This is a genomic window from Streptomyces sp. NPDC089915, assembly GCF_040684675.1.
GTDB lineage: Bacteria > Actinomycetota > Actinomycetes > Streptomycetales > Streptomycetaceae > Streptomyces.
Map to the genome: position 1 here is coordinate 1 of NZ_JBFBGN010000113.1, position 23599 is coordinate 23599.

At 75.3% G+C, this 23599-nt stretch carries 24 protein-coding genes and 2 pseudogenes; 20 read left to right on the top strand and 6 right to left on the bottom strand.

What is annotated here, in order from left to right; translation table 11 throughout:
- Together AB0O29_RS26630 and AB0O29_RS26635 are read left to right on the top strand one after the other, a co-directional pair.
- Window positions 1-94, top strand: a pseudogene (locus AB0O29_RS26630) (helicase HerA-like domain-containing protein); the annotation flags it as partial.
- Between the two features lie 130 nt (window positions 95-224).
- Window positions 225-962, top strand: coding sequence for a class I SAM-dependent methyltransferase (locus AB0O29_RS26635; protein WP_365155904.1), 738 nt, complete (start codon window positions 225-227; stop codon window positions 960-962).
- Window positions 963-1026: 64 nt separating this feature from the next.
- Here AB0O29_RS26635 and AB0O29_RS26640 read toward each other — a convergent pair whose 3' ends face one another.
- The 4 genes from AB0O29_RS26640 to AB0O29_RS26655 form a co-directional block, all read right to left on the bottom strand.
- On the bottom strand, window positions 1027-2004 hold the full coding sequence (locus AB0O29_RS26640) for a Gfo/Idh/MocA family oxidoreductase (RefSeq protein WP_365155907.1): 978 nt from the start codon (window positions 2002-2004) through the stop codon (window positions 1027-1029).
- Window positions 2001-3221, bottom strand: a complete 1221-nt coding sequence (locus AB0O29_RS26645) for a cytochrome P450 (RefSeq protein ID WP_365155910.1) — start codon at window positions 3219-3221, stop codon at window positions 2001-2003. The genes AB0O29_RS26640 and AB0O29_RS26645 overlap by 4 nt, the downstream gene beginning before the upstream one ends.
- 134 nt (window positions 3222-3355) lie before the next feature.
- On the bottom strand, window positions 3356-4036 hold the full coding sequence (locus AB0O29_RS26650) for an SDR family NAD(P)-dependent oxidoreductase (protein ID WP_365155913.1): 681 nt from the start codon (window positions 4034-4036) through the stop codon (window positions 3356-3358).
- On the bottom strand, window positions 4033-4911 hold the full coding sequence (locus tag AB0O29_RS26655; protein ID WP_365155915.1) for an LLM class flavin-dependent oxidoreductase: 879 nt from the start codon (window positions 4909-4911) through the stop codon (window positions 4033-4035). Before AB0O29_RS26655 ends, AB0O29_RS26650 begins: the two co-directional genes overlap by 4 nt.
- A gap of 255 nt (window positions 4912-5166) precedes the next feature.
- Here AB0O29_RS26655 and AB0O29_RS26660 point away from each other — a divergent pair, with 255 nt between their 5' ends.
- Both AB0O29_RS26660 and AB0O29_RS26665 read left to right on the top strand, forming a co-directional pair.
- Complete coding sequence (locus AB0O29_RS26660; protein WP_365155918.1) at window positions 5167-6210, top strand: tyrosine-protein phosphatase; 1044 nt, start codon at window positions 5167-5169, stop codon at window positions 6208-6210.
- 10 nt (window positions 6211-6220) lie between these two features.
- Window positions 6221-7867 (top strand): FAD-dependent oxidoreductase, encoded by a 1647-nt coding sequence (locus AB0O29_RS26665; RefSeq protein WP_365155921.1) that lies wholly within the window; start codon window positions 6221-6223, stop codon window positions 7865-7867.
- A gap of 75 nt (window positions 7868-7942) precedes the next feature.
- Here the strand turns inward: AB0O29_RS26665 and AB0O29_RS26670 are convergent, their stop codons facing one another.
- Both AB0O29_RS26670 and AB0O29_RS26675 read right to left on the bottom strand, forming a co-directional pair.
- A complete protein-coding gene (locus AB0O29_RS26670) occupies window positions 7943-9562 on the bottom strand; it encodes an FAD-dependent monooxygenase (protein ID WP_365155924.1) in 1620 nt (539 codons plus the stop codon).
- Window positions 9559-10614, bottom strand: coding sequence for a methyltransferase (locus AB0O29_RS26675; protein WP_365155927.1), 1056 nt, complete (start codon window positions 10612-10614; stop codon window positions 9559-9561). The genes AB0O29_RS26670 and AB0O29_RS26675 overlap by 4 nt, the downstream gene beginning before the upstream one ends.
- A gap of 195 nt (window positions 10615-10809) precedes the next feature.
- On the opposite strand from AB0O29_RS26675, the gene AB0O29_RS26680 reads away from it, so the two are divergent.
- The 16 genes and pseudogenes from AB0O29_RS26680 to AB0O29_RS26755 all read left to right on the top strand — a co-directional run.
- The gene (locus tag AB0O29_RS26680) at window positions 10810-12327 is read left to right on the top strand and encodes a peptide MFS transporter (protein WP_365155930.1); all 1518 of its coding nucleotides are present in this window, start codon (window positions 10810-10812) and stop codon (window positions 12325-12327) included.
- A gap of 212 nt (window positions 12328-12539) precedes the next feature.
- A complete protein-coding gene (locus AB0O29_RS26685; protein ID WP_365155933.1) occupies window positions 12540-12863 on the top strand; it encodes a TcmI family type II polyketide cyclase in 324 nt (107 codons plus the stop codon).
- A gap of 47 nt (window positions 12864-12910) precedes the next feature.
- Entirely contained in the window at window positions 12911-13336 is a 426-nt protein-coding gene (locus AB0O29_RS26690) for a cupin domain-containing protein (protein ID WP_365155936.1), read from the top strand.
- Window positions 13333-14604: a beta-ketoacyl-[acyl-carrier-protein] synthase family protein gene (locus AB0O29_RS26695; protein ID WP_365155939.1), complete on the top strand. Its 1272-nt coding sequence runs from the start codon at window positions 13333-13335 to the stop codon at window positions 14602-14604. Before AB0O29_RS26690 ends, AB0O29_RS26695 begins: the two co-directional genes overlap by 4 nt.
- Window positions 14601-15854, top strand: coding sequence for a beta-ketoacyl synthase N-terminal-like domain-containing protein (locus AB0O29_RS26700; protein ID WP_365155941.1), 1254 nt, complete (start codon window positions 14601-14603; stop codon window positions 15852-15854). Before AB0O29_RS26695 ends, AB0O29_RS26700 begins: the two co-directional genes overlap by 4 nt.
- A 31-nt stretch (window positions 15855-15885) precedes the next feature.
- Window positions 15886-16131: a phosphopantetheine-binding protein gene (locus tag AB0O29_RS26705; RefSeq protein ID WP_365155944.1), complete on the top strand. Its 246-nt coding sequence runs from the start codon at window positions 15886-15888 to the stop codon at window positions 16129-16131.
- 2 nt (window positions 16132-16133) lie between these two features.
- A complete protein-coding gene (locus AB0O29_RS26710; protein ID WP_365155947.1) occupies window positions 16134-16607 on the top strand; it encodes an SRPBCC family protein in 474 nt (157 codons plus the stop codon).
- A 1-nt stretch (window position 16608) separates the two neighbouring features.
- Entirely contained in the window at window positions 16609-17070 is a 462-nt protein-coding gene (locus tag AB0O29_RS26715) for an anthrone oxygenase family protein (protein ID WP_365155950.1), read from the top strand.
- 43 nt (window positions 17071-17113) lie between these two features.
- Entirely contained in the window at window positions 17114-17848 is a 735-nt protein-coding gene (locus AB0O29_RS26720) for an SDR family NAD(P)-dependent oxidoreductase (RefSeq protein WP_365155953.1), read from the top strand.
- A 54-nt stretch (window positions 17849-17902) separates the two neighbouring features.
- Window positions 17903-18229: an antibiotic biosynthesis monooxygenase family protein gene (locus AB0O29_RS26725; protein ID WP_365155956.1), complete on the top strand. Its 327-nt coding sequence runs from the start codon at window positions 17903-17905 to the stop codon at window positions 18227-18229.
- Entirely contained in the window at window positions 18226-18543 is a 318-nt protein-coding gene (locus AB0O29_RS26730) for an antibiotic biosynthesis monooxygenase (protein WP_365155957.1), read from the top strand. The genes AB0O29_RS26725 and AB0O29_RS26730 overlap by 4 nt, the downstream gene beginning before the upstream one ends.
- 36 nt (window positions 18544-18579) lie before the next feature.
- Window positions 18580-19035, top strand: a complete 456-nt coding sequence (locus AB0O29_RS26735) for a DUF1772 domain-containing protein (protein WP_365155959.1) — start codon at window positions 18580-18582, stop codon at window positions 19033-19035.
- A 40-nt stretch (window positions 19036-19075) separates the two neighbouring features.
- Window positions 19076-19456, top strand: a complete 381-nt coding sequence (locus tag AB0O29_RS26740; protein ID WP_365155962.1) for a SchA/CurD-like domain-containing protein — start codon at window positions 19076-19078, stop codon at window positions 19454-19456.
- An 11-nt stretch (window positions 19457-19467) separates the two neighbouring features.
- Window positions 19468-20346, top strand: coding sequence for an NAD(P)-dependent oxidoreductase (locus AB0O29_RS26745; RefSeq protein ID WP_365155965.1), 879 nt, complete (start codon window positions 19468-19470; stop codon window positions 20344-20346).
- A 70-nt stretch (window positions 20347-20416) separates the two neighbouring features.
- Window positions 20417-22927, top strand: coding sequence for a PEP/pyruvate-binding domain-containing protein (locus tag AB0O29_RS26750; protein ID WP_365155968.1), 2511 nt, complete (start codon window positions 20417-20419; stop codon window positions 22925-22927).
- Window positions 22928-23061: 134 nt separating this feature from the next.
- Window positions 23062-23457, top strand: a pseudogene (locus tag AB0O29_RS26755) (protein IroB); the annotation flags it as partial.
- Window positions 23458-23599: the final 142 nt, after the last annotated feature.

The window sequence follows — 23599 nt, forward strand, 5'->3', positions numbered from 1 at the left end:
CGGCCCGGGGATCCCCGTCCGGGCGAGCGTGACCGCGTTCGGGCCGGTCCTGCTGTCGAAGGTGCTCCAGCTGAACCAGACGCAGGAGCAGTCGCCGCAGGGCGGCGAAGCGCCGTTTAGCACCCGCCGCCGGAGCCGCACTCAACGAATCCCAAAGGATCTTCGAGTCACCGTCCTCAGGATGTCCCCAAGAGCCCACCCCACTTCGCAGAACGAGGACGAACATGCTCGCCGAGATGCTCGCCAGGTCCGGTAAGTCGCTGCTCAAGGACACGCCGCCGGACGGCCGCCGCTACTGGGCCGCCCGCTTCTGGGACCGCGAGGCCGCCGAACAGCACCCGCTGCTGCGTGACCACTTCCTGGCCCAGAAGGACACGATCGCCGGCTACCTGAAGAAGTACGGGGCCGAGACCGAGCGGGTCCTGGAGTTCGCCTGCGGTACGGGCGACTTCACCAAGCTGGCCGCCGAGAACACCTCGGCCGGGGCCATCACGGCGCTGGACATCTCCGCGCAGGGCCTGGAGATCGTCCGGGGGCGGGTCAGCCACGAAGGCCTCGACCTGGTCTACGGCGACTTCTGGGCCGAGAACAAGGTCGGCACCGCGGACCTGGTGATGTGCGTGGACGCCATCCACCACCTGGGCGACGTGCGCCAGGTGCTGGAGCGGATGAAGACCTTCGTCGCCCCGGGCGGTGTGCTGGTCGGCAACCTGTGGACGGGCGACAACTTCCACGCCTTCGAGCGCCAGCGCTACGGCACGCTCAACCACCTCGGACGCACCGCGGGCTTCTTCGGCACCGCCGCCGCGATCCGCCTCTCCAACGGCCGCCTGCGCACCGGCGCCTACCGCACCCAGCTGATCAACAGCTGGGAGGGCGCGTCGATCCTGCGCGAGGTCTTCGGCGAGGTGCTGGAGCTCGACGTGCACCGGTACTTCACGTCGTTCGTGGTCAAGCCGTAGTACGGCGACGGCAAAGGAGGGGCGGTCCCGGCGGACCGCCCCTCCTTGCGTCGTACGGGCCGGGTCACCCGGTGGTGTGCGCCCGGGCGGCGACGGCCTCCAGCAAGGCGGCCTGGCGGACGATCCGCTCGTGCTCGCGGGCGTGCCCGGCGGGCCGCGCCGTCAGGTCCGCGAAGTGCCGCAGGGCGTTGGCCCACTGGTCGTCGGCGGCGAGCGTGCGCTCTTCGACGTGGTCCTGGCGTTCGATCCGCAGCACCGGCCGGGTGCCGGCGGGCGGGGTGAAGGCCCAGCTCAGGGAGATCCGGCCGGACTCGCCCCACAGGGCGTAGGTGTTGCGGTAGGCGTGGGCGAAGCCGAAGGAGCACTGCGCGGCCAGGCCGTCGGCGTCGGCCAGCAGGGCGGTGCCCGCGACGTCGACGCCGGCTTCGGGGTCCATGCCCAGGGTGGAGCCCAAGACGGAGACGTCGTCGCCGAGGAACAGCTGCGCGGCCCTGACGGGGTAGCAGCCGGCGTCCAGGAGGGAGCCGCCGCCGAGTTCGGGGTGGTGGCGGATCGTGGAGCGGTCGGCGAGGGGGAAGCCGAACTCGCCGGTGAACAGGCGGGGGCGGCCGATCGCGCCCTCGGCGACGAGCCGGCGGACCTCCGCGTGCTGGGTGTGCCGCAGGAAGGTGAAGTTCTCCATCAGCAGCAGGCCCCGGTCGGCGGCGAGGGCGGTAAGGCGGCGGGCGGCCGCCCCGGTCGCCGTCGCCGCCTTCTCCACGAGGACGTGCTTGCCGGCCTCCAGGGCCGCCGTGGCCCACCGTTCGTGCAGGGCGATGGGGAGCGGGAGGTAGACGGCGTCGACGTCGTCGCGCTCCAGGAGCCGCTCGTAGCCGGTCACCGCCTCCACCGCGAACCGCTCGCCGAAGGCGCGTGCCTTCTCGCCGGTGCGGCTGGCCACCGCGGTCAGGCGCAGCCCGGCGGCGCGGACGGCCGGGATCGTGCGGCGGGCCGCGATGTCGGCGCAGCCGAGGACACCGATGCGCAGGTCCCCGCCGCTCACCAGCGCACGTCCAGGCGCTCGGGCCGGGGGAAGGCGGTGGCCAGGTGCCAGGTGAGCTCCTTCGCGGGCCGCGCGAGGCGCAGTTCGGCGCCGCGCGCGACCAGGGCCTCCAGCAGGACCTGGAGTTCGATGCGGGCGAGGGGGGCGCCGAGGCAGAAGTGGATGCCCGCGCCGAAGGCCAGGTGCTGGTTGTGCTCCCGGTCGAGCGCCATGCGGTCCGGGTCGGGGAAGACGGAGGCGTCGCGGTTGGCGGCGTTCATCAGCGGGATGACGGCCTCCCCGGCGCGTACGGTGACCTCGCCGAACTCGACGTCGCTCGTGGCGATGCGCAGGGAGCCGAAGCCGGAGGCGACCTGGCTGTAGCGCAGGGCCTCCTCGACGGCGGCGGGGATCCGCTCCGGGTCGGCGAGCAGCGCCGCGTAGTGCCCGGGCTCGTCGAGCAGGTGCAGGAGCAGGTGGGAGACGGCCGCGGTGGTGGTGTGGTAGCCGGCCACCAGCAGGGTCATCGCGAAGGTCAGCAGCTCTTCGGTGCTGAGGGCGTCCTCGTCCTCCTGGGCGCGCACGAGGCGGGTGAGCAGGTCGTCGCCGGGGGTCGTGCGCTTGGCGGCGATGAGCCCGGCCAGGTAGCCCATGAGGTTGCGGGCCGACTCCTGGGCGGCCGTGGCGGCCGCGGCGTCGGCGGGCTTGCCGCCGGCGACGGTGAGGATGCCGTCGCTCCACTGCCGGAACCGGTCCTGCTCCTCGGCCGGGATGCCGAGCTGTTCGCAGATGACCCGGATGGGCAGGGGCAGGGCGAGTGCGGTCAGGACGTCGGCCTCGCGTGCGCCGGCGGCCAGCATGGCGTCGACGAGTTCGTCGGCGATCTGCCGGACGCGGGGGCGCAGGGTGTTCATGTGGCGCTGGGTGAACTCCCCCGAGACCAGGCGGCGCAGCCGGGTGTGGTCGGGCGGGTCCATCGTGACCAGCGAGCTGGAGCCGCGGTGGATGGGCAGCAGGCGGGGCGCGTCGGGGGCCGTCGCGGCCTGCTTGCTGAAGCGGCGGTCGGTCAGGGCGGTGCGGACGTCCTCGTAGCGGGTGAGCAGCCAGGCGGTGTGCCCGCCGGGCAGCCGTACCCGTGCCACGGGTTCCTCGGCGCGCAGCCGGGAGTAGACGTCGAGTGCCTCGCCGGGCGAGGTGACGGGGAAGGGGAAGGTCCGGTCGGTACCGGTTGCGGCCATGGGGCGCTCCTGGATCGGGGGTGGCCCGGTGACGGGCCCGGTGCCGCCATCGTGCGGCGCCGCGATCCGGATCCGTTGGGGGGTGGTTGTGGCCCGCCTCCCGCCCCGGCCGCCGCCCGCCGTCCCCGGCCGTCTCACCAGTCGACGGGCCGCCGTGCGCGCAGGAAGGCCCCGGTGGGTCCGGAGTCGGGGAGGGTGGCGGCCCAGGCGACGTCGGCGGCGGCCTCGTCGGGGGTGGTGGTGGCGCCGGGCATCATGCGGGTGCGGACGCGGCCGGGGTTGACGGCGTTGACGAGGACTCCGCGGTCGCGGGTGGCGGTGGCGAGGAGGACGGTCACCGCGTTGAGGGCGGCCTTGGAGACGGAGTAGGCGGGGGTGGCGGCGTTCAGGCCGTGGCTGAAGGCGCCGGTGCCGCTGGAGAGCATGACGACGCGGCCCCAGCCGCGTTCGAGCATGGCGGGCAGGAAGGCCTGGGAGACGCGCAGGGCGCCGAGGGTGTTGACGGCGAGGGTGTCGGCGACGCGGTCCACGGGGACGCGGTCGGGCGGGGTGCCGTCGTCGAGGAGGACGCCCGCGTTGTTGACGAGGATGTCGACGGGGCCGATGTGCCGGCGGGCCGCGCGGACGGAGTCCTCGTCGGTGACGTCGAGGACGGCCGGGCGGGCGCCGGGCCCGAGGAGGCGCGCGGTCTCCTCGGCGGCGGCGTGCGAGCGGGCCGCGGTGACCACGGTGTGGCCGGCGGCCAGCAGGTGGCGGCTGACGGCGAGGCCGAGGCCCCGGTTGGCCCCGGTGACCAGGGCGGTGCGGGCGCTCACGCGGCGCCCAGCCGGTCTCCCAGGGCCCGGGTCAGCAGGGTGAGCTGGTGCGGGTCGGGGTCGCAGGGCAGCAGGACCAGCTCGTCGCAGCCGGCCCGGGCGTACTCGTCGGCGGCCGCCGCCACGGCTTCGGGGGTGGTGAGGGCCTCGCCGATGAGCCGGCGGGCGTAGGGGCCCGTGCCGTAGCAGCCGCCGAGGTACCCCTCGGCGCGGGCCTCGGCCCGCTCGCCGAGGGCGAAGTAGGCGAGGGCGACCACGCGGGGGCGCCGGATGCGTCCGGCGTCCTCCCAGGCGCGGTCCAGGCGGGCGAGGCGGGCGGCGAAGGGTTCGGCGGAGCCGCTTCCGGAGATCCAGCCCCGGGCGTGGCGGGCGGCGCGGCGCATGGCCGCGTCGGAGTGCCCGCCGATCAGCAGGGACGGTCCGCCGCCGGGCAGGGAGGGGCCGATGGGGCCGGTGGCGCCGGGTCCGTCGCCGCCGTCCCAGATGTCGCGCAGGCAGCCGATGAGGGTGTCCAGGTCGCGGCCGCGGGTGCGGTACGGGGTACCGGTCGCGGTGTAGTCGTCCTCGCGGCCGCCGACGGCGATGCCGAGGGTGAGGCGGCCGCCGGAGAGGCGGTGCACGGAGGCGGCCTGTTTGGCGAGGACGGCGCCCGTGCCGCGGGTGGCGGCCAGCAGGACGGTGGTGGCCAGCCCGATGCGGCGGGTCACGGCCGCCGCGGCGGCGAGGGTGACGAGGGGCTCGTAGTTCTCGTAGACGATCCGGTCGAGGACGGACAGGCTCGCGTAGCCCGACTCCTCGGCCTGGACGGCCCAGCCGAGGAGTTGCTCCGGACTGGTCCCGGGGATCATCGCGGGCAGACCGACACCGATGTGCATACCGAGGCTCCCGGCATTCGAGGACGAGGTTCCGGCCGATCGTGGCCGGTCCGCTTCGAGGGCGTGTGGGGGGCGGATCTCGGCCACGGCTCGAACGGGTGTGGAACGGTCCTTGAAGGGGGGCTCCGACGCTGGCCGGGGCGCTGTGCGCCCCGCCCCGCCGCCGCCGTGCCACCGCGGCCGTGCGGTCGCGGCGCGTGCGCCGGCGGCGGGCTTCCCCTGTTCTGACCTGCCCGGAAAGGCAAGCAGTCCCCTATGAGAAACCGCACCGCGCCCTTCATCAGGCGCGCCCTGGCCTCCGGCGCCGCCCTCGCCGCGCTGGCGGCCCCGCTCGCCCTGGCCTCCCCGGCCTCGGCGGCCCCCGTCCCGTACGCCGCCTCGTACACCGCGCAGGCCCGCGCGGCGGTCGCGGACGTGCAGGCCGTCCGGGACGCCGACGGCACCTACCGGCTGACGTGGACCTCCACCCTGCCGGGCCGTCCCGTCCGGGTGTACGCCTCCACCGACCCCCGGCTGCGCCCCTCCGGCCGCCGGCCGGTCACCGTGACGACCGACGGATCGGTGTCGGTGCGCGGGCTCGACCCGCTGGCCCGCTGGTACTTCGCGGTGCTGCCCGCCGGCGGCACCGGGACGACGACGGCGGTCCGGGCCGTGACGCTCGACGGCGTCACCAACTCCCGTGACCTGGGCGGCTACCCGGCGGGCGACGGGCTCCGGACCAAGTGGGGCACCGTCTTCCGCTCGGCGCGGCTGACGCCGGCGACCGAGACGGGCAAGCGGCAGCTGGCCGCCCTCGGCCTCACCGAGGTGGTGGACCTGCGCAGCACGGCGGAGACCGCCCGCGAGGGCCTGGACCCGCTGCCGGCGGCGACCGCGCACATCGCCGACCCGGTCGGCGACCCGGACCAGGCCGTGCCGCCGTCCTTCCCGCCGTCGGGCGACCCGATCGCCGACAACTACCGGCTGTTCGTCACCAACCCGAACCTGCGGGCGCAGTTCGCCGACGGGCTGCGGCGCGCGGCCGACGGCGCGCAGCGGCCGCTGATGTTCCACTGCACCGGCGGCAACCACCGCACCGGCTGGATGTCGGTGGTCCTGCTGGAGGCCCTGGGCGTGCCCGACGCCACCGTCCGCCAGGACTACCTGCTGTCCCCCAACACGAGCGACGCCTATCTGGACGCCGCCTTCGACCAGGTCGTACGGGACTACGGCTCGTTCTCCGGCTACCTGTCCCAGGGGCTCGGCATCACGCCCGACACGCTGGCCGCGCTCCGCTCCGCCCTGCTCGAACGCGTGTGAGGCGGCCGGTATGAGCATCGACACGCCATCCGTGCGCGAGACGGAGGTCCTCGTCGTCGGCGGCGGCCCGACGGGGCTGTCGGCCGCCGTGTTCCTGGCCCGGCAGGGGGTCGCCGTCACCGTCGTCGAACGGCATCCGGCGGCGCTGCGCCACCCCCGCGCGCGCAGCATCAACCCGCGCACCGCGGAGCTGCTGCGCCAGGCCGGCCTCGGTGACGCGGTCTCCCGCGAGCACGGGTACGAGAGCCAGCTGCCGTCCGTGCACCTGCTGCGCGCGGAGACCCTCGCCGGCCGGGAGACGGGCCGGGCCGAGCAGCGGCCGCCGGCCGGCGCCGAGGGGCTGGGGGTGAGCCCCGCCTCCTGGGGCATGATCGACCAGGACCGGCTCGAAGGGGTGCTGCGCGCCCGCGCCGAGGAGCTGGGCGCGACGGTGTGCTTCGGCCACGAGCTGCTCGGCCTCGACCAGGACGCGGACGGGGTCACCGCGCGGGTGCGCGGCGCGGACGGCGGCCCGTACACGGTGCGGGCGGCCTACGTGGTCGGCGCGGACGGGCACGCGAGCCGGGTGCGCGAGGCGGCCGGTGTCGCCCTGCGCGGGCCCGGCACGCTGAGCCATGTCGTCAGCATGGTCTTCGACGCCGATCTGAGCGGTCCGTTGCGCGGCCGCCACGACCCCGGGCGGGGCCGGTTCATCGCCTCGTGCCATCTGAGCACCCCGGCCGACGGGACCGTCCTCTTCCCGCACGGTGCGCCGCACCGCTGGGTGTTCAACACCCCGCTGTTCCCCGAGCGCGGGGAGCGGGTGGAGGACTTCGACGACGAGCGGTGCGCGGCGGTGATCCGGGCCGCGATCGGCGTGCCCGGCCTGCCGGTGGCGCTCGTCCCGCAGCTCGCCGACGGGACGAAGGTGCTCGGCTACCGCATCGGCGCCGCCCTGGCCGAGAGGCTGTGCGCGGGACGCGTCCTGCTGGCCGGGGACGCCGCGCACGTGATGCCCCCGACCGGGGCGTTCGGGGCGGGCACCGGCATCCAGGACGCCCACAACCTGGCCTGGAAGCTGGCCGCGGTGCTGCGCGGGCGGGCCGGGCACGAGCTGGTGGAGACGTACGACGCCGAGCGCCGGCCGGTGGCCGAGTTCACCCTCGGCCAGGCACTGCTGCTGATGCACCGGCGCGGCGCCCTGCCGATCGAGCTGCCCGCCGGGATCGAGCCGGTGGCGTACGACGCGGTGGTGTTCGGCTACCGGTACCGCTCCGACGCCGTACTCGGCGAGGGCGGGACGGCCGACGGGAGCGACGGCGGCGGGGCGGCGCTCGCCCCGCGGGAGCTGCGCGGTCAGCCGGGCACGCGTGCGCCGCACGTCGTCCCGGAGGACGGGACGGCCTCCTCCCTCGACTGGTACGGGCGGGGGTTCGCGCTGCTGGTCGGGCCGGAGGGCGCGGCCTGGGCCGGTGCGGCCGCCGCGCTGCCCGGGCGCGACCTCGCCGTGCACCCGCTCGGTGCCGGGGCGGCCGGGGCCCACGGGATCACGCCGGCCGGGGCGGTGCTGGTGCGGCCCGACGGCTTCGTGGCCTGGCGCGGGCGCGGTCCGGCGCGGGAGCCGGAGCGGTTGCTGGCCGGGGTCCTCGACCGGGCGGGGTGCGGCGCCGCGGCGTGAGCCCGTCCGGGAGGGCGTGAAAAGAGGGGGGCCAGGACCGTCAAGGTCCTGGCCCCCCTTCTCTTTCGCGTCCGGTCAGGCGACCAGGCGCGTCAGCGTCTCGCGGAGCGTGGCCCGCGGGTCCGCCTCGTCGCCGGCGGCGGACCGCCAGGCGACGAACCCGTCGGGGCGCACCAGGACCGCGCCCGTGCGGGAGACCCCGTACGCGGCGGCCCAGTCGGCGCCGTCCTCGGTGAGCGGGCCGTCGGGCCCGATCCGGTGGGCGCGCAGCGGGACCGGGGTCCCGGCGGCGACGGCGGTGGCCGCGTCCTGCCAGCGCGCGTCGGCGGACAGCAGCGTGTACGCGTCGCCGAACAGGTCGAGGGCGGAGATCCGCTCGCCGTCGCGGCGCAGCCACACGTGCGGGGCGCGGGTGCCGGGCGCGCCCGACAGGTCCAGGCCGGGCAGCAGCGGGGCGGCGTGGGCGGGTCCGGCCACGGCCGAGGAGGTGTAGCGGTAGCCGAGGGTCACGACGATGTCGTCGACCATGCGCTCCCGGTCTCCGTCCTCGGCGATCTCGTGGCGGATCCGGTTGCGCAGCATGGCCTGTTCGGCCATGGCGGTGCCCAGGGGGCGGCGCTCGGCGTCGTAGCTGTCCAGCAGTCCCTCGCCGGCCCAGCCGTGGTGGACGGCGGCCAGCTTCCAGGCCAGGTTGTGGCCGTCGTGGATGCCGGTGTTGGCGCCGAAGCCGCCCGCGGGCGGGTGCACGTGGCCGGCGTCGCCGGCGAGGAAGACGCGGCCGACGCGGAAGGTCTCGGCGACGCGCTGGGCGCCTTCCCACGGGACCGTGGCGACGATCTCGACCTCCAGGTCGGGGACGCCGCTGGCGTCGCGGACGACCTGGACGCAGCGTTCCTCGGTGAAGTCGGCGGGCGACTCCCGCTCGGGGTCGTACAGGGCCGCGCCCGCCCAGGGGTCGCATCCGTGCAGCCGCGAGAGCGTCATCACGGTGGGGCCACCGGTGGCGTAGCAGAGGATGAACTTCCGGTCGTGCATGACCTCTTCGAGGCGCGGGGCGCGGAAGTAGATGCTCAGGGCGTGGAAGACGGTGCCCCGGCCGTGCTGGGCGATGCCGAGCTTGCGGCGTACGGGGCTGCTCGCGCCGTCGGCCGCGACGAGGTGGTCGGCGCGCACGCGTCGCTCCGTACCGTCGTCGCGGGAGCGGAGGGTGGCGGTGACGCCGTCGTCGTCCTGCTCGAAGTCGACCAGTTCGGTGCGGAAGAGGGCGGTGGCCCCGGCCTCCTCGGCGTGGCGCAGCAGCACCCGCTCGTAGCGGTCCTGGCCGCAGCCCATGATGGTGACCGGGCTGATGTCCGGGCCGTCGAGGGCGGGGGACTCGACGACCTCGGCCCGGTCGATCTCGGCGAGGGTGCGGGTGCGCAGGATGCCGCCCTCGAAGTACGGGCGGGTGTCGCCCGCCTCCAGGGCGCGGATCTCGTCCTCCAGGCCGACGGAGCGGAACAGCTCCAGGGTGCGGGCCTGGATGCCCGGGGCGCGCGGCAGCCGGGAGGTGGCGTCGCGGCGCTCGACCAGCAGGGGCTTGATGCCGTGGCGGGTGAGGAACAGGGCCGTGGACAGGCCGACGGGGCCGCCGCCGACCACCAGGACCGGTACGTGCTCGATCTCTTCCCCGGCGGAGGGGGTCACCGTCGTCATGCGGCCGGCTCCCCGGCGGTGGCGGGCTTGCGGGCGATCACGAGGGTGTCGTGGTCGCCGAGCGGCACGGTGCCGGCGAGTTCGAGGCCCGCGTCGGCGAGCCAGCCTGCGCACTCGGTGAGGGTGTACTCGGAGCCGCCGTTGGTGATCAGCTGCATGTTGAGGCTGATCAGCGTGTTCCAGGGGTCGCCGGGGGTCTCGTCGAGCAGCATGTCGTAGATGAGGAGCGCGCCGCCGGGGCGGACCGCGGCGGCCATCTTCTTGACGAGGAGCGCGCGTTCGGCGGGGGTCCAGTCGTGCAGCACGTGGCCGGTGACGACGACGTCCGCCTCGGGCAGGTCGTCGGTGAAGAAGTCGCCGCCGGTGAAGGAGGCCCGCTCGCCGAGGCCGAAGCCGGCCATGTGCTCGTCGAACAGGGGGGCGATGGCGGGGAGGTCGAAGACCCCGCCGGTGAGGTGCGGGTGCGCGGCGAGGACCTGGGCGACCAGGTTGCCGCGGGCGCCGCCGACGTCGAGGACGCTGTGGTGGCCGCTCCAGTCGAAGGCGGCGGCCAGGTGCGGGCCGAGGGGGCCGCTGACGGCGTCCATCATCCGCAGGAAGTTCCGCAGGTGGGCCGGGTCGGCCATCATGCGCTCGAAGGCGGCGGCCTGGTCCTCGCGGCCCGCGAGCTGGGGCTCGCCGGTGTGCAGCAGCCCGGTCAGGCCGGACCAGGCGGGGTACATCATGCGGTTGGCGCGCTCGAGGAAGGCGCCGGCGTACTCCGGCTTGGCCTTGTCGAGGTGGCGGTCGGCGCCCGGCGCGTTGGTGTAGGTGTCGCCGTCCTTGCGCAGCAGCCCGAAGGACACGAGCGCGGACAGGAAGTCCCGGGAGGCGCGCGGGTGCAGGCCGAGCCGCTCGCGCAGCGCCTCCTCGGTCGCGGGCCCGGCGGCGAGCACGGTGAACAGGTCGAGCTCGATGGCGCTGAGGACCACCTTCGCCTGGGCGAAGGCGATGCCGATCCGGTTGATGTCGTCCAGGGTGGACGGTTCTGCGGTCAGTGGAGTGCTCGTCACGTGGTCTAAGCCCCTTTCCGGCTTTCTCGCCGATAACGCCGCACAGGCTGGCAGCCGGGATTCGAGCACGGATCCAGGACGCGTCTGCGCGCGCAGCGGCCGCGCCGGGCGCCCCCAACCGGTCTCCAACCCGCTCCCATGCGCCGCCGGAAGGCTGGCGCCGGCCATACCGGAGCGGATGCGGGAGAGAGTGCGATGAGTGGGGCAGACGGCGCCGTGGGGGCGCCGCGGCGGGTGCTGGGGCAGCCGAGGTGGTTCGTGACCTTGTTCCTCACGGACATGTGGGAGCGGTTCAGCTTCTTCGGGATGCACGCCATCCTCGTGCTGTTCGCCGTGGCCGCGCCGCAGGACGGCGGGCTCGGCCTGCCCAGGACGCAGGCGCTGGCGCTGTTCGGCGCGTACATCGGCGTGGTGTTCATCGCGGCGATGCCCGGCGGCTGGGTGGGCGACCGGATCCTGGGCGAGCGGCGCGCCGTGCTCGTCGGCGGTGTGGTCATCGCCCTCGGCCACTTCACGATGCTGGTGCCGGCCGCGGCGGCGACCTACGCCGGACTGGCGCTGATCGCGTGCGGGACGGGGCTGCTGAAGCCGAACATGCTGGCCCTGCTGGGGCGGTTCTTCGGCCCGGGGCAGAGTGCCGAGCGGGAGGCCACCGTGTCGGTCTTCTACGTCAGCATCCAGCTCAGCGCCCTGGTCGCGCCGCTGGTGACGGGGTTCCTCGGCGAGACCGTCGACTGGCACCTGGGTTTCGGGGCCGCCGGCGTCGGCATGGCCCTCGGCGTGCTCCAGTTCGCCCGGGGCAGCCGGTCCTTCGGCGACGCGGGGCGTGAGCCGGGGCATCCGGCGACGCGGGACGAGGCGCGCGGGGCGGGCCGCAAGGCGGCCGTGGCGGCCGCGGCCGTCGCGACGCTGGTGGCCGCCGACGTGGCGAGCGGGGCGTTCCGCCTCATGCACGTCGTGGCGGCGATGGGCCTGCTGACGCTGGTAGCGCCGGTCCTCTGCTTCCTGGGGCTGCGCCGCAACCCGGATCTGGGGGCGCCGGACCGCGCCCGGGTGACGGCGTTCGGCTGGGTGCTGGCGGCGACGGCCCTGTTCTGGATGTACGTGATCCAGGCGAGCTCGCTGCTCAGCCTGTTCGCGAAGCGGTCCACCGACCGGGACCTGGGCGGTTTCGAGCTGCCGGCGAGCTGGTTCCAGTCGGCGACGCCGCTGTTCATCCTGCTGGTCGCCCCCGTGGCCGCGTGGCTGTGGGCGCGGTCGGGCGGCCGCGTGCCGCTGCCGGGGAAGCTGGCGCTGGGGCTGGCCCTGGCGGCCGCCGCCATGGCGGTGATGAGCGGGGCGTCGGCCTTCGCCGGCGGCGGGGCGCTGGTGTCGCCGCTGTGGCTGATCACGGTGTTCTTCCTGCTCGCGTGCGGTGAGGTGGTGCTGGCCCCGGTGGGGCTGAGCGCCTCCGTGGACATCGCGCCCAGCTCGTTCGCGGGCCGCACGATGGGCCTGTACTGGATGTGCTCGGCCTTCGGCGCGGGCATCGGCAGCCAGGTCGTGCACCTGGTGGACGTGCTGCCGCAGCCCCTCTACTTCCTGCTCCTCGCGCTGGTCGGCGCCGCCGCGGCCGTCGCCCTGTTGCTGGCCCGCCGCGGGCTGGCGCAGCGGCTCGCGGGCGGGGCGGAGCGGACCGGGGACACCGTGGAACGGGTCCCGCAGGCCGCCTAGGCGGGCCGCCGGGCGCGGGTCCGTGAATACGCCGGAAAGGCGGCGGAGCGCCGTATTCGGAATTCTCCGGCGGGGCGTCTGACCCTGCCGTGAAACCGGCGCGGAGCCGATACCGAAAGCCGGTGGAGTGTTTCTAGATCCGTCCTCGAAGACGCACGCGGACGATGAAATCGACGCTGGACGACCGAAATTGAACATGGAGGGAAATCACGGTGGAACGCAGGCTCATCGTGGCCCGGATGGATCCGCGAGACGCGCATTCCGTTTCCGAGGTGTTCGCCGAATCCGACGCGGGTGAACTGCCCGGAAGAATTGGCGTCACCGCACGCTCGCTCTTCCACTTCCAAGGGCTTTACTTCCACCTCATCGAGTCGGACCGGCCGGTGCGCGAACGCATCGGCGCGGCGGTGGCCGACCCGCTGTTCCAGGACGTGAGCCGCCGGCTCGAACCGTTCGTCACCGCGTACGACCCGCAGACCTGGCAGGGCCCGGCCGACGCCATGGCCACCCGTTTCTACAGCTGGCGGGCTCAGTGAGCGCCGCCGTCCGGTGGGCGCCCGAATTCATGAGGAAGGAAACCGACATGTCCGCAACCCCCCGTGTGGTCGCCCTGGCCGACGCGGAGCCCAACCGCCGCCGCGGCGGCGAGGTGCGCGTCGTCCTCGGCCCGAAGACGGCAGGGGCGACGAGCGGCTTCATGGGCGTCCTCACCCTCGCGCCCGGCGAGTTCGTCAGCGAGCACTACCACCCCTACTCCGAGGAGTTCCTGTACGTCACGCGGGGCGCGGTGACCGCGCGCCTGGACGGCCGGGCGGTCGAGGTGCGCGCGGGTGAGGGCGTGCTGGTGCCCGTCGGGACGCGCCACCGCGTGGAGAACCACGGCACGGAGCCGGCCGAGGCCGTCTTCCACCTCGGCCCGCTGGCCCCGAGCCCCGAGCTCGGGCACGTGGACACGGAGCCGCTGCCGGCCCCGGCGGCACCGCAGCCGCAGGTGGGAGGCCTGGCATGAGCGCCCGCCGGGCCGTGGTCACCGGCCTGGGCGTCGTGGCGCCCGGCGGGATCGGGGCCGAGGCGTTCTGGTCGCTGCTGTCCGGGGGGCGCACGGCCACCCGGCCGATCTCCCTGTTCGACGCCTCCGGCTTCCGGTCCCGGATCGCCGCCGAGTGCGACTTCGACGCCGAGGCCGAGGGGCTGACGGCCGACGAGGCGCGCACCATGGACCGCGCGGAGCAGTTCGCCGCGGTCTGCGCCGGGCAGGCGCTGGCCGACAGCGGCCTGGACGTGGGGGCCGTGCGCCCGCACCGCTTCGGGGTGAGCGTCGGCAGCGCCGTGGGCGCGACCACCGCGCTGGAGGAGGCGTACACCGGGGTCTCCCGGCAGGGCCGCGACTGGGTCGTGGACTCCGCGCCCCACACGCCCGGGCTGCGCTCGCACCTGGTGCCCAGCGGCTTCGCCGCGCAGGTGGCCCGCCGCAGCGGCGCGCAGGGCCCGGTGACGACCGTCTCCACCGGCTGCACCTCGGGCCTGGACGCGGTCGGGCACGCCGCCGCGCTGATCGAGGAGGGCACCGCCGACGTGATGCTGGCGGGGGCCACCGACGCGCCCATCACCCCCATCACCGTCGCCTGCTTCGACAGCATCAAGGCCACCACCCCCGAGAACGACGACCCCGCGCACGCGTCCCGGCCGTTCGACCGCGACCGCAAGGGGTTCGTCCTGGGCGAGGGCGCGGCGATGTTCGTCCTGGAGGAGTACCGCAGCGCGGTGCGGCGCGGGGCGCGCATCTACGGCGAGGTCTCCGGCTTCGCCACCCGCTGCAACGCCTACCACATGACGGGTCTGCGCCCGGACGGCCGGGAGCTGGCGGAGGCGGCCAGGGTGGCGCTCGGCCGCGCCCGCGCGGACGCGACCGAGGTCGGCTACGTCAACGCGCACGGCTCGGGAACCCGGCAGAACGACCGGCACGAGACGGCGGCCCTGAAGCTGGCGCTGGGCGCGCACGCCTACGACGTGCCCGTCAGCTCCATCAAGTCGATGATCGGGCACTCCCTCGGGGCGATCGGCTCGCTGGAGATCGCCGCCTGTCTGCTGGCGCTGGAGCACCAGGTGGTGCCGCCGACCGCGAACCTGCGCACCGCCGACCCCGAATGCGACCTGGACTACGTACCGGTGACCGCCCGCGAGGCGCGGCTGGAGCGGGTGCTGACCGTCGGCAGCGGGTTCGGGGGCTTCCAGAGCGCCATGGTGCTGTCCAAGCCGGGGAGCGCCGCCGCGTGAACACCACGAGCACATCCGCCGCCACCGACGCCGTGATCACCGGGATCGGGCTGCTCGCGCCTAACGGCGCGGACACCGAGGAGGTGTGGGCGAGCGTCCTGGCCGCCCGCTCCGGCATCCGGCCGATCGGCCGCTTCGAGCCCACCGGGCCGGTGCGCCTGGCCGGCGAGGTCCCGGACGCCGCGTTCACCGACGCCGTGCCCAGCCGGCTGCGGGCGCAGACCGACCGCTGGACGCAGATGGCGGTGGCCGCCGCCGACGCGGCCCTGCGCGACGCCGGGCTGGAGGACCCCGGCAGCCGCCCGTACGACCCGTACGACATGGCCGTCGTCACGGCGAGTTCCTCCGGCGGCAACGAGTTCGGGCAGCGGGAGCTGAGCCGGCTGTGGACGGAGGGGCCGGCCCGCGTGTCGGTGTACCAGTCCATCGCCTGGTTCTACGCCGCGACCACCGGCCAGCTCTCGATCCGGCACGGTATGCAGGGCCCCTGCGGGGTCCTGGTCGCCGATCAGGCGGGCGGCCTGGACGCCCTGGCCCAGGCGCGCCGCGTGCTGCGCTCGGGCACCGGGCTCGTCGTCACCGGCGGCATGGAGGCCCCCCTGTCGCCGTACGCCCTCACCTGCCTGGACTCCGAGGGCACGGTCAGCCACGCGACCGACCCGGCCCGCGGCTACCTGCCCTTCCACGAAGGAGCCCGCGGCTACGTACCCGGCGAGGGCGGCGCGATCCTCGTCGTCGAGGACGCGGCGGCCGCCCGCGCCCGGGGCGCGGCCCGCGTGTACGGCCGGCTGGCCGGCCACGCGGCCACCTTCGACGCTCCGACGGGCCCCGCGGGCGACGGGCTGCTGGCGGCGGCGCGCGGCGCGCTGGAGGACGCCGGGCTCGAACCCGGCGACGTCTCCGTCGTGTTCGCCGACGCGGCGGGCGTGCCCGCCCAGGACGCGGCCGAGGCCGAGGCGCTGACCGCGCTCTTCGGACCGCGGGGCGTACCGGTGACCGTGCCCAAGACGCTCACCGGGCGGCTGAACGCCGGCGGCGGACCGCTGGACACGGCCCTCGCGCTGCTGGCGATGCGCGACGGCGTGATCCCGCCGACCGCCCTGCCCGCCGCCCCCTCCCCCGGCCATCCGCTCGACCTCGTCGTGGGCGGGCCGCGTGCCGCGGACGTCCGCAGCGCGCTGGTCCTGGCCCGCGGGGCCGGCGGATTCAACTCGGCGGTCGTGCTGACACGCGCGCACGCCGCCTCCTGAACACCCACCACCGGAAAGGCACTTCCTCGTCATGAACCTCGACGAACTGCGGACGATCATGCGCCAGTGCGGCGTGGAGGACGGCGTCGACCTCGACGGCGACATCCTCGACCTCGAGTGGCTGGAGCTCGGCTACGACTCGCTGGCGGTCCTGGAGATCACCACGGCCGTCCAGCACGCCGCGCGGACCCCCCTCCCGGAGGAGGAGGTGGCGCTGCTGACCACGCCCCGGCTGCTGCTGGAGCGCCTCGGCTCGCTCACCCCCGCGGCGGTCTGACCATGGCCATGCACACCGACAACAGCGTCTACATCGAGGCTCCCCTGGAGCTGGTGTGGGAGCGCACCAACGACATCGCCTCCTGGACCGGGCTGTTCGACGAGTACGCCGAGGCCACCGTGCTGGAGCGGGACGGCGACACGGTCACCTTCCGGCTCGCCCTGCACCCGGACGCCGACGGCCGCGTGTGGAGCTGGGTCTCGCGGCGGACCGTCGACGAGGCCACGCGCACCACGCGCTCGCACCGGGTGGAGACCGGCCCGTTCAAGTACATGCACCTGTTCTGGGAGTACCTGCCGGACGGTGACGGCGTCCGCATGCGCTGGGTGCAGGACTTCGAGATGAAGGCGTCCGCGCCGCTGGGCGACGCGGCGATGGCCGAGCGCATCAACCGGGGCACCCGCCACCAGCAGGCGCGCATCAAGCGGCTGCTGGAGGAGGCCGCCCTCGGGGCGCAGGCCTTCGCGGGCGTCTGAGGTGTTCCCGACGCTGATCGCGGTCCTGCTGGTGTGCACGGGCGTGGCCGCCGGCGACATGTTCTGCACCGCCGTCGGACTCGCCCCGCTGATGCGGGTGCAGAGCTACCGGACGTACGTGAGCACCGTGCGGTTCCTCCAGCCGCGCTACGACCCGGCCATGCCGGTCATCAACTCGACGGCCCTGCTGGCCGGGGCGGCGGCCTGCGCCTTCGCCCCGTCCGCCCTCGCGCGGGGGCTGCTGGCGGGCGCGGCCGTCCTGGTCGTGGCGGTGATCGCCGTATCGGTCGCCAAGGCGGTCCCGATCAACCGGTTCGTGCTCGGCCTGGATCCGCAGGCCGAGCCGGCCGACTGGCCGGCGGTCGATCCCCGCGCGGCGTGGCGGCGCTGGCACCTGGTGCGCACCGCGGCCATGACCGGGGCCCTGGCGCTGGACGCCGGGGCCGTGGCGAGCCTGCTGTAGGCGCGCCCCTCCCCCCTTTTTCAAGCTGTGAGAAGAGAGTGAAATGAGTATCCGACTCGACGGAAAGCGCGTTCTGGTCACCGGCGGCACCCGCGGCATCGGCCGGAGCCTGTCGCTGGCGTTCGCCGACGCGGGGGCCGATCTGGTGGCCTGCGGCCGCTCCGACCAGGAGGCGGCGCGGAGCCTGGCCGAGGAGCTCAAGGGGCGCGGCGGCGACCACCACGTGCTGCACGCCGACGTCTCCGACCCCGAGCAGGTCGACACGCTCCTCGACGAGTGCCGCACCCGTCTGGGCGGTCTCGACGTGCTGGTGAGCAACGCCGGCGCGATCAGCCACGTGCCCTTCTCCGAGCTGACGCTCGACGCGTGGCGACATGTGATCGACACCAATCTGACCGCCGCCTACCTGCTGGTCTCCCGCGCCCTGCCGATGCTGTCCGAGAACGCCTCGATCATCCTGGTCGGCTCCCGCTCCGCGCAGGCCGGGATCCCGCTGCGCGCCCACTACACGGCGTCGAAGGCGGGCCTGGTCGGCCTGTCGCGCTCGCTGGCCAAGGAGCTGGGCCCGAAGGGCATCCGCGTCAACGTCGTGGCGCCGGGCGTGATCGAGACCGTCGACAAGCCGCTGAACGAGGAGATCCGCGCCCGCTACGAGCGGCTCACCGCGCTCGGCCGCCTCGGCCAGGGCGAGGAGATCGCCGGCCCGGTGCTGTTCCTGGCCAGCAGCCTCTCCGCGTACATGACCGGCGAGACCCTGAACGTCGACGGCGGCATCTGACCCACCCATCCGCGGGATCCCGGCCGGATCCCGGTGAACCGAGGAGAAACGACCATGTCCGACCAGCAGGTCTTCCGCGTGACGCTGCGCATGCAGGTGCACCCCGGCAAGGGCGCCGACTTCGAGCGCGTCTGGCACGACAGCGCGGACACCATCACCGGCCAGAGCGCCAACCTCGGCCAGTGGCTGTCCAAGAGCCTGGACGAGGACGACGTCTACCACATCGTCAGCGACTGGACCGACGAGGAGCGCTTCCGGGAGTACGAGCTGAGCCCCGAGCACCTGGAGCACCGCGGCCGCCTGCACCCCTTCCGCAGCGCCGGCACCATGACCACGATGCGGGTCGTGCACCACTTCACGGGTGCGGCGGCGCGGGCGTGACCGCGCCCCGCGTCCGGGTGCTGGTCCACGCGCGGGCACCCGAGGGGGACGAGGGGGCGCAGGCCGTCTCCACGGCCTACCACCTCATCAGCGAGGCCCTGCACGGCACCCCCGGACTGCTCGGCAACGAGCTGCTGCACTCCCGCGTCGACGGGCGGAGCTTCGTCGTGATGAGCGAGTGGGAGTCCCTGGAGGCCTTCCGGGAGTGGGAGCAGGGGTCCGGCCACCGGTCGACGACGGCCCCGCTGCGCCCCTACCAGGACGCCTCGCGCGGACGCCCCTTCGACGTCCTGACCGTCAGCGCCCGCTACTGAGCCGGCCGTGCCCGTGAACCGTGCCGGAGGCCCGACGTGACCGCCGCCCTGACCGTCCTCGCGCTGCTGGGCAGCGGCATCACGGCCGGTGTGCTGTTCTGCGTCGCGCTGAGCATCGTGCCCGCCTTCCTGCGGCTGCCCCCCGAGCGCTACGTCGAGGTGCACCGGCTCATCGGCCGCAACTACGACCCGACGATGCCGCTCACGGTGCTCTCCTGCGCCGTGACCGACATCGCCCTCGCCGCCCTCGGCCAGCGGGCGGCGGCGCAGGTGCTGTGCGGCGCCGCCGCGGCACTGCTGCTCGGCGTCTCCTGCGTCTCGCACCTGGCGAACGTGCCCCTGAACCGGGCGGTCAAGGCCCTGCCCGAGGGGCCGGTGCCCGCCGACTGGCCCGACCCCCGCGGGCGGTGGCGCGCCTGGAACCTGCTGCGCACCGGCCTCGCCGTGGCCGCCCTCGCGGCCAACGCGGCCGCGGCCGTCCTCGCGCACTGAGCCGCCGCCCCCTCCGATCCACCGATGGAAGGACCCACCCATGCCGTACGCGGCCATCACCTATGACGTGAAGCCCGGCCACGAGGCCGAGATCACCGAGATCTTCTCCCACTTCAAGCGGGCCGACACCCCCGTGCTGCGCGACGAGGCGGGTGAGGAGGCCGGCCGTCTCCTGGGCACCGCCGTCTTCATCAAGGACGGGCTGCTCGTGCGCGTCATCCACTACGAGGGCGACATCAAGGACGTGGGCCGGCACATGTCGCGGCAGCCCGGCGTGCACATCCTGGAGGAGAAGCTGAAGCCCTACCTGGCCTCGCCCCGCGACACCGGCACGCCCGAGGCCTTCCAGCGGCACTTCGCCGGCAGCCTGATGCACTGCATCAGCCAGCTGTCCGCCCCCGCGCCCGGCGCGGCGGGCTGAGGGGGCCGGGCATGACCGACAAGACGATCGCGGTGATCGGGCTCGGGGCGATGGGCGCGGGCATGGCCGCGCGGCTGCTCGCCGCCGGGTACCGGGTCACCGTCTACAACCGCACCGCGAGCAGGGCCGGGGCCCTGGCCGAGGCCGGGGCCACCGTCGCGGCCTCGGTGGCCGAGGCGGTGGGCGGGGCCGAGCGGGTGCTGCTGAGCCTGAGCGACGAGGCGGCGGCCGACGCCGTCCTCGCCGAGGCCGCCGGCTCCTGGCGCCGGGGCGCCTTCCTGCTGGACACCTCCACGGTCTCCGCGGACCACTCCCGCCGGGTGACGGCGGAGCTGGCGGCCCTGGGCGTGCACCGGGTGGAGACCTGTCTGCTGGGCAATCCGCAGCAGGCGGGCGCGGGCGAGCTCCGCGTGGTCACGGCGGGGCCCAAGCCCGCCGTGGACGCCGTCGCGGACGTGCTCGGCGTCCTCGGCCGCGACGTCGCCTACCTGGGGCCGACCGGCAACGCGGCCACCACGAAGCTGGTCTTCAACCTGCTGCTCGGCGGGCAGCTCGCCGCGCTGGCCGAGGCCGTGAACTTCGGTGTGGCCGCGGGCCTGGACCGCGACCGGCTGCTGAGCGCCATCGGCGCCAGCGGGTTCAGCTCCAAGGTGCTGTCCTTCCGCGCCGAGCGGATGCGCGAGCGCGACTACCACCCGGCGGCCTTCAAGGCGGCCCTGATGGCCAAGGACCTGGGGCTGGGCACGGGCGCGGCGCAGGCCGCGGGCGTGGCGACGCCGGTGCTGTCGGCCGCGGAGCACAGCTTCGCCGCCGTGGTCGCCGCCGGCGCCGGCGACGCGGACGCGGCGATCGTCCTCGATGTCCTCGGGCCCGCGCCGGCCCGGGCCTGACCCCCACCGCGTGGAGCGGCCGGGCCCGGAGGCCCGGCCGCTCCACGCCCCGTGACAGGAAGTGAACGAGTTGGCCGCTGTATCCACCCCCCGGGACGAGACCCCCGCGCACGCGGGGCTGCTGCGGTCCCTGGACACCACGGGCGCCGACGACGCGCCCCTCGTGGGCCGCAAGGCCGCCCGGCTGGGGGCGCTGCTCCGCGAGGGATTCCCCGTGCCGCCCGGTGTGGTGCTCACCGTCGCCGCCTTCGAGGAGGTGCTGGGCGAGTTGCGCCGCACCGGGCGGGCCGGCGCCGAGGTTCCGGCGGCCGGACTGCCGCTGTCCGCGCGGGTGCTGCGCGCCGTCGAGGAGATCGCCGCCCGCTTCCCGGACACCGCGCTGGCGGTGCGTTCGTCCGGGGTGGCCGAGGACGCGCCGGACCGCTCGTACGCCGGGCAGTACGCGACCGTCCTCGGCGTCCGGGGCGCCGAGGCCCTGACGGCGGCGGTGCGCACCTGCCTGGCCTCCGCGTTCTCCCGGCACCTGAGGGCCTATCAGGACCCGGACGAACCGTGGCCGGGGCTGGCCGTGCTGGTGCAGCCGATGGTGGCGGCCGAGGCCGCCGGGGTCGCCTTCAGCGTGAACCCGGTCGACGGCTCCCGGGACGAGACGCTGGTCAACGCCGTACGCGGGCTGGGCGAGCGGCTGGTGTCCGGGCAGGCCGCCCCCGACGAGTGGTCCGTGCGCGGTACGGCGGAGCCCCGGCGCACCGCCGGGGCGGAGGACGCCCTGGGCGCGGCGGAGATCGGCCGCGTCGCGGAGCTGACCCGCCGGGTCGCCGACGAGGCCGGCTGCCCGCAGGACATCGAGTGGGCCTGGGCCGGGGGCGGGCCCGTGCTGCTCCAGGCGCGGCCCGTCACCGCGCTGCCGCCGCAGGCCCGGGAGGTGCCCGTCCTCTTCGAGGTGCCGCCGGGGCGCTGGCTGCGGGGCGGCTACACCCTCAAGCCCCTGACGCCGATGAACGTGAGCACGCTGATCCGGGCCGTGAACGCGGGCAGCGAGGGCCTGTTCCGGTACGCGTTCGCCGAGAGCATCGACGTGCGCAGCCTGGGCGGCTGGTCCTACCTGCGGATCGTGCCGCTGGCGGACGCGGCCGCCGTGCGCCGGCGCGCCGAGCGCGTGGTGGCCGCCGTACGCGCGGACGAGCCGCACGGGCTGGTCGAGCGGTGGCACACGGAGTGGCAGCCGGAGCTGGCCCGGCGCACGGCCGCGGCGGCGGGCGCCGGCCTGGGCGCGCTGTCGGACGGCGCGCTGCTGGACGAGCTGGGCGAGCGGATCGCCCGGGCCGACCGCGCCCAGCACCTGCACTTCCTCGTCGGCGGGGCCTCCAGCCTCGTGTGGGGAGAGCTCGGCGTGGTCTGCCGCGACCTGCTGGGGTGGGGGGCCGAGGAGGTGCTGCCCCTGCTCACCGGGCTGCCGGGCAAGGCGTCGGAACCGGCGCTCGCGCTGGCCGGCCTGGCCGCTCTGGCCCGCGAGCGGCCGGTGGTGCGCGAGGTGCTGGAGAGCCCGGACGAGGGCTGCGTCGAGCGGCTGGAGGCGGCCGAGCCGGAGTTCGCTGCCGCCTTCCACCGGTATCTGAGGGACTACGGCCAGCGCTGCCTGGGCGCGGACGTGGCCGAACCCTCCCTGCGGGAGCAGCCGCTGACGGTACTGCGGCTGCTCGCGGGGCAGCTCGCCTCGGGCAGCGATCCCCAGGAGGCCATGCGCCGGACGGTCGGCGAGCGCGAGGCCGCGGCGGAGCGCGCGCGCCGGGAGCTGGCGGCGGCGGGTGACGGGGGCGCCGGGCGGTTCGAACGGGCGCTGGCCCGGGCGGAGCGGGCGTTCCCGCTGCGCGACGACACGGGCTTCTACGCGCACGTGTGCTGGGGCCAGGTCCGCTACGCGCTGCAGGAGCTGGCGGCGCGGCTGGTGCGGCGCGGCCTCATGGACCGGGTCGAGGAGGTGTTCCTGCTGTCCGTGGACGAGGCGCGCGGCGCCCTGGCCGACGGCGGCGGGCTGCGCGCGCTGGTGGCCCGGCGCGCCGCCGAGCAGAACTGGGCGGCGGCCCGGATGGGCCCGCTGACCTACGGCGCGCCCGAGGCGTCGGTGTCGCGGGACGAGGTGCTGGACGCCCTGCCCGGCGCGGACCGGGCGCTGCTGGAGCCGGTGCGCTGGATCGACTCCGTCTCCCACCTGGGGGCGCGCGGTTCGGCCTCGGCGGGCGACCGGCTGCTGCACGGCACGGGCGTGTCGGCGGGGCGCTACACCGGAACGGTCCGGGTGGTCCTGGACGAGGGCGAGTTCGGCCGGCTGCGCCCCGGGGACGTGCTGGTGTGCCCGGAGACGACGCCGCAGTGGTCGGTGCTGTTCGGCTCGATCGGCGCGCTGGTCACCGACACGGGCGGGCTGCTGTCCCACCCGTCGATCCTGGCGCGGGAGCACGGTGTTCCGGCCGTGGTCGCCACCGGCAACGCCACCGAGGTGCTGCGCGACGGGCAGGTCGTGGAGATCGACGGCCGGGCGGGCACGGTGCGGGTGCTGGATCCGGAGCCGGCCGCGTGAGCTCCCGGGCCGCGCGGGTGCTGGTGACGGTGTTCCCGGCGGCCTCCCACCTGTATCCGCTCGTGCCCACCGCGTGGGCGCTGCGGGCCGCCGGGCACGAGGTGCGGCTGGCGGTCCCGCCGTCCTTCGCGCCGGTGGCGCTGCGCACCGGTCTGCCCGTGGTGCGGGTGGGCCGGGACGCGGACCTCGGGGCGGCCTGGCGGGGCTTCTCGCCGGGGGCCGGGGCGGCCGAGCGGACCGCGCGGACGATGGCGATGTTCGAGGGGGCGGCCGAGGCCGTCGTACGGGACACCGCGGCGCTGGCCGACCGGTGGGCGGACCTGGTGCTCTTCGACCCGCGCGGGTACGCCGGGCCGCTGGCGGCCGCGCTGGCGGGCCGGCCGGCGGTCCGCTTCCTGTACGGGGTGGACCACACCCACGAGCGGCGCGCGGAGGAGTGGCCGCTGCTGGAGCCGTTGTGGCGGCGCTGGGGTGCGGGCGCGCCGGAGCCCGGGGGCGACCTGACGGTGGACCCGTGTCCGGCGGCGCTGCGCAGCGGGGCCCCCGTCGGCAGCCTGCCGGTGCGTCACGTCCCCTTCACCGCCACCGCCCCCGATCCCGTACTCCGCCGACAGCGCCGCCGCGAAGTGCGAGCTGTTCCAGCCGTCGACCACGAACGAGATGACGCCGACG